This is a genomic window from uncultured Subdoligranulum sp., from assembly GCF_937890665.1.
Genome location: NZ_CALADU010000258.1, coordinates 1 through 1,896, shown reverse-complemented (window position 1 = coordinate 1,896; position 1,896 = coordinate 1). Strand labels below are relative to the sequence as shown.

The window sequence follows — 1,896 nt, the reverse complement described above, 5'->3', positions numbered from 1 at the left end:
CTTCACACGCAGGAGGTCACTGGTTCGAGTCCAGTAGTCTCCACCAAAAAGTTCCTGATTTCGCAAGAAATCAGGAACTTTTCTTTTTATTCGCCGCGAAAAAGTTTGCTTAAATTTTCTGCTTTTTCTCCGACCAATACACTGACCAATTCGGCAATAGTATCCGATAGAATGAGGCAGCACCGGACAGGAATTCCTCGCCCGGTGCTGCCGTGATGGTTACGATCTTTTTGTATGGTCAGAAAAAATCCAGCCTTCCATCTCACACGCGTCTGCAAGCGCTTTGGTGAGCTTTTTGATTGGAAAGTCTGGTGCGGTTTGTATAATGAGTACCAAATGTCCCCAATCCACATGCAGGTTTAGAAGAGCGCTCTTCTCCAGTGTCGAACCTTCATCAAAATGAAGAGGAACCTCTTTTTTCAGGACAGAACAATTCAGATAGACGTCCGCCCAGGGAATCTCCGTATGGATACACTGATAGAGCGATGTATACAATCCTTTGGGCAGCCGGTCAAAGAGAAATATATGCCGTTCCCCTTTGCCCACCTCCTCTTCTTTGAACCAACGGCACTGTTCCAACGCCATTTGGCGCAGTTCTGGAGAGCGCGCCTCCCACAGGGCACAGGTATGTCCGGTATAGTCCGACACGGTCAGCACCACAGGTAGCCCGGCACTGACCTCTTCCACAGTGCGCTGTACAATCGCATGGAAGGGGCGCAGCGCTTCCTCCTGTTCGGCCGAGGCCGCCAGCGCCCCATATCCGCCGGGAAGTCCGTATGATCCCGTCATACCGGCAGTTGCTTCCTCCGCCCGGAACTCTCCGGGCATCAGCCAAAACTCCCCTAAGCGCAGTTCGTTAAGCGACCTGTCGGTTCTTTCTTTTCGTTTCCGGAAAACCATAGTCACTCTCCCACATCTGTGATATCAATTACCCATTTTCCCAAAGAGGAACCTGCATAGGAACCTGCAACACCAAGGATCAATCCGCCGGCAATCCCGCCCACAGCAGTGCCAAGTCCTGGCAAAATTGCCGTACCGATTGCAGCACCTGCCAGAGCGCCGCCTTTGGCGCCGAGTGCACCTCCTGCCCAACTGCCGCCAATACTTGCAGCTGTACTATAAGTCTTTTTCCCGATTTTCTGATCGGCGTCATGTAGATCCCCGTCAATGACATTACATAGTTCCAAAGCATCCAGTGCTGCTCCCGCGACCAACAGCACTCTCCCTGCGATCCTGACTACTTTGGCTGAGTGCTGAAAATCTTTCAGGATATCATAGGCTTCTTTGGAAATCTCGGTATGATCCAATTTGGATGCAAGCCTTTTCTGCCACGCCGAAGCATCTGGGAGAGCATCCACATTGATATGGTAATAGCTTGTATTCCCTTTGTAGGGGTGTAAATCGGCCCTGAAAAGTGGCATATTACTTTCAGAGGATACAAGGCGTGAAAAATTCCGCCCATCTCTTGTGATTTTGGTTGCAGCCCGAATTCCCGTCCAACTGCTTTGGAGCGGGTCAAGCCATGCCAGAGTTGGAAAGGTACCTCGCGCTAATTCATCCAGAAAGCTCTCACGAGCACCGTCAGTCTTTTTTCCGTAAACTCCGTCCTCCAGCAGCCGCCCACCTAAATTCAATTCGTTGAATCTTTGCTGTAACTGGCGGATTTTTGCTGCATCGCCACCCACAAACCATGCCAGCCGCTCGATCATGCTGTCGGAAATACCTGTGCTGATCCCGCAGTGTTCCAGTTCGCTAACAGCGGCACGCAGGTTACGGGCTGTATCGTCTGTGATATAGTTGTTCTCTCGTTCGTTTTGCGATAAATCCCGCTGTAATTGGCGCGCGATATCTTCCAAGGAGCCCTTTATGCCTCCATCGTAGTCATCGCTGTATATG

General features: G+C 50.9%; 3 protein-coding genes. 1 reads left to right on the top strand and 2 read right to left on the bottom strand.

What is annotated here, in order from left to right:
* Window positions 1–216, top strand: a 216-nt coding sequence (locus Q0526_RS14435; RefSeq protein ID WP_298735005.1) for a hypothetical protein, incomplete at its 5' end; no start/stop codon positions are given.
* A 3-nt stretch (window positions 217–219) separates the two neighbouring features.
* On the opposite strand, the gene Q0526_RS14430 is transcribed toward Q0526_RS14435, so the two are convergent.
* A complete protein-coding gene (locus Q0526_RS14430) occupies window positions 220–828 on the bottom strand; it encodes a hypothetical protein (protein ID WP_298735002.1) in 609 nt (202 codons plus the stop codon).
* Window positions 829–902: 74 nt separating this feature from the next.
* A partial coding sequence (locus tag Q0526_RS14425) for a hypothetical protein (protein ID WP_298734999.1) occupies window positions 903–1,896 on the bottom strand: 994 nt, incomplete at its 5' end.